At 70.6% G+C, this 3,059-nt stretch carries 4 protein-coding genes and 1 pseudogene; all 5 read left to right on the top strand.

The annotated features are described in order from the left end of the window. Nucleotides 1-269: pseudogene (locus E1288_RS47760) on the top strand (ATP-binding protein); the annotation flags it as partial. Nucleotides 270-344: 75 nt separating this feature from the next. Next, on the top strand, nt 345-758 hold the full coding sequence (locus tag E1288_RS46135; RefSeq protein WP_132495649.1) for a roadblock/LC7 domain-containing protein: 414 nt from the start codon (nt 345-347) through the stop codon (nt 756-758). Then, nucleotides 758-1,117, top strand: a complete 360-nt coding sequence (locus tag E1288_RS46130) for a DUF742 domain-containing protein (protein WP_132495647.1) — start codon at nt 758-760, stop codon at nt 1,115-1,117. The genes E1288_RS46135 and E1288_RS46130 overlap by 1 nt, the downstream gene beginning before the upstream one ends. A gap of 43 nt (nt 1,118-1,160) precedes the next feature. After that, nucleotides 1,161-1,697, top strand: coding sequence for a GTP-binding protein (locus E1288_RS46125; RefSeq protein WP_207954946.1), 537 nt, complete (start codon nt 1,161-1,163; stop codon nt 1,695-1,697). Further along, entirely contained in the window at nt 1,694-2,926 is a 1,233-nt protein-coding gene (locus E1288_RS46120) for a cytochrome P450 (protein WP_132495643.1), read from the top strand. Before E1288_RS46125 ends, E1288_RS46120 begins: the two co-directional genes overlap by 4 nt. The last annotated feature ends 133 nt before the right edge of the window (nt 2,927-3,059 follow it).

Genomic DNA, 3,059 nt, shown 5'->3' with positions numbered 1-3,059 from the left:
CGCCCGCCCCGAGACAGGCGCCGGAAGCCCCCGCCGCCTCCACCGCGCCAGTCGCGGCCGAAAGCGCCGATCCGGCACCGGAAACCGGCGAGCCGAACTCGCTGCCGAAGCGCCGCCGCGGCAAGACGCTGGCCGCGGCGCGATCGGCGGCCACCGAGCCGAAGGAGTCCGAGCCGCCCCGGCCACGCCCGGACGCCGGGGCGCGGTTCGGCGCCTTCCGCAACGCCCGCCGCGACTCACCGTCCACTTCGGACGACAACTCTCGATGACGGCCTGACCGCCTGGACAACGGATTGGAGGCGCGGGTCGGTGCCGGGATCCCGGAGCACCGCCCCACAGCTGCGATGACCACGAAAACTCGCGACCTCGACTGGTTGCTGGAGAACCTGCTGGAGCGGACGCCGGGCACCCGGCACGCCCTGGTGCTGTCCAAGGACGGCCTCAAGCTCTGCCACACGCCCGGCCTGTCGGTGGACCAGGCGGACCAGCTGGCCGCCATCGCCTCCGGCATCCAAAGCCTGTCCTACGGGGCGTCGGTCGAGTTCGGCGACGGCAGCGGCGGCGTCCGGCAGTCCATGACCGAGTTCTACGGCGGCGTGCTGTGCATCGTGGAGGCCGGCGTCGGCGCGCACCTCGCCGTGCTGGCCGCCGACGACGCGGACGTCGGCGTCGTCGGGCACAACATGAACGAACTGGTGGAGCAGATCGGCGAGTACCTGAGCTCCCCGCCGCGCGACGACGACCCGGCCGAGGCGTGATGGCCAGGCGGTTGGTCGACGAGGAGGACCCGGACCGGCTCTACACCGTCACCGGTGGCCGCAGCCGGCCCGCCGAGGACACCTTCGACCTGGTGACGCTGATCGTCAGCGAATCCGATCCGAGCCCGGGAATGCAGTCCGAGCACGCCAAGATCCTGCGGTTGTGCCGCGAACCGGTGGCGGTGGTGGAGCTGTCCTCGGACCTCGGGCTGCCGGTGAGCGTGGTGAAGATCCTGCTCTCCGACCTGCTCGACATGGGCAAGATCACCGCCCGCCACCCGTCCTCGAAGCGCGTCGAGGCGCAACTGCCCGCCCCCGAATTCCTCAAGCAGGTGCTCGTTGGACTCCGGAACATCTAGTCGCGTCCCGCTCCGCGACACCGCCGCGGACGGCCTGAAGATCGTGATCGTCGGCGGCTTCGCCGTCGGCAAGACCACCATGGTGCGCTCGGTCAGCGAGATCCGGCCGCTGAGCACCGAGGAGACGATGACGCAGGCCGGCATCGGCATCGACGAGACCGGCGGCGTCGGCGGCAAGTCGACCACGACGGTCGCGTTCGACTTCGGCCGCATCACGCTGGACGAGCGCCTGGTGCTGTACCTGTTCGGCGCGCCCGGCCAGGAGCGGTTCTGGTTCGTGTGGGACCAGCTGTTCTCCGGGACGCTCGGCGCCGTCGTGCTGGTGGACGGCCGCCGCCTGGCCGATTCCTGGTACGCCATCGACCGCCTCGAACACCACGGGATGCCGTTCGTGGTCGCCCGCAACAACTTCGGCGAACCGGAGTACAGCCCGGCGCAGGTGCGCGACGCGCTCGACCTGTCGCCCGAGGTGCCGCTGATCGACTGCGACGCCCGCGACCGGAAGTCCAGCAAAGCCGTGCTGGTCGGGCTCGTCGAACACCTCCACGCCCTGTCGACCGCCCGGGAGGCCACGCGGTGACCAGCCCCAACAAGTCTTCGGCGGACGAGGACACGCACGCCGGGGCCGCGACGTTCTACGGTCCGCGGTTCCAGAACAACCCCGAGGAGGTCTACCGGGAATTGCGGCGCGAGCACGGCACCGTCGCGCCGGTGCTGCTCGAAGGCGGCGTGCCGGCGTGGTGCGCGCTCGGCTACCGCGAGGTCCACCACGTCACCAGCAACCCCGACCTGTTCGGCCGCGATTCCCGCCGCTGGAACGGCTGGAACTCGGTGCCCCACGACTGGTCGCTGCGGCCCTACGTCGAGCCCCAGCCGTCGGTGGTCTTCACCGAGGGCGAGGACCACCGCAAGCGCGGCGGCGCGCTGGCCGAGGCACTGGCCGATGTGGACGAATTCGACCTGCGGTCGCAGGTCGAGCAGATCTGCGACGGCCTGATCGACGGCTTCGCCGGCCGCGGCGAGGCGGATCTGATCGCCGAGTACACGCACCAGATCCCGCTGCTGGCGCTGCTGAAGATCTACGGGCTGCCGGACGAGGAGGCTCCGACGCTGGTCCGGGACGTGGCGCTGTCCGCCGAGGAGGGCGATGAGGCGGTCCGGGCGCACGAACGGGTCGTCGCGCGGATGCTGGCGCTGGCGGGTGAGAAGCGCGAGAACCCCGGCCGCGACGTGCCCTCGTTCCTGCAGGCGCATCCGGTGGGGTTCACCGACGAGGAGATCGCGGCGGACCTGTTCATCACGATGGGCGCGGGCTATCTGACCACTTCGGACTGGATGGGCAACACCATCCGGCTGATGCTCACCGACGAGCGCTTCGCGGTGACCCTCGCGGGCGGCCGCCGCAGCGTCGGCCAGGCCCTCAACGAGGTGCTGTGGGAGGACACCCCGACGCAGAACTTCGTCGGGCGCTGGGCGACCCAGGACACGCGGCTGGGCGGCAAGCGGATCCGCAAGGGCGACCTGGTGGTGCTCGGGCTGGCGGCGGCGAACACCGACCCGCAGGTGCGGCCGGACTCCTACGCGGGCGCGGCGGGCAACCAGGCGCACCTGTCGTTCAGCCACGGCGAGCACGGATGCCCGTTCCCCGCGCAGGAAATCGCGCGGATCATCACGACGACGGGCATCGAGGTGCTGCTGGACCGGCTGCCGGACGTGGCGCTGGCGGTCGAGCCGGAGGACCTGGTGTGGCGCCCGTCGGTCTGGATGCGGGGCCTGACGGCCCTACCGGTCACCTTCACCTGGTACTGACCGCAGCGACCGAAGGCCGCGCACCAGACACCCCAATTTTGCCTAAAATTGGAACCCGCTGACCCGGGTCGGGAGACGCCCAATTTTGCCTAAAATTGGGCGTCCCTGTGCTGGGGCTGTCTCTTATAAACAT

Source organism: Saccharopolyspora elongata (genome assembly GCF_004348985.1).
Lineage (GTDB): Bacteria > Actinomycetota > Actinomycetes > Mycobacteriales > Pseudonocardiaceae > Saccharopolyspora > Saccharopolyspora elongata.
Note: the sequence above shows the minus strand (reverse complement) of the source record. Positions and strands in the feature narration are given on the sequence as shown.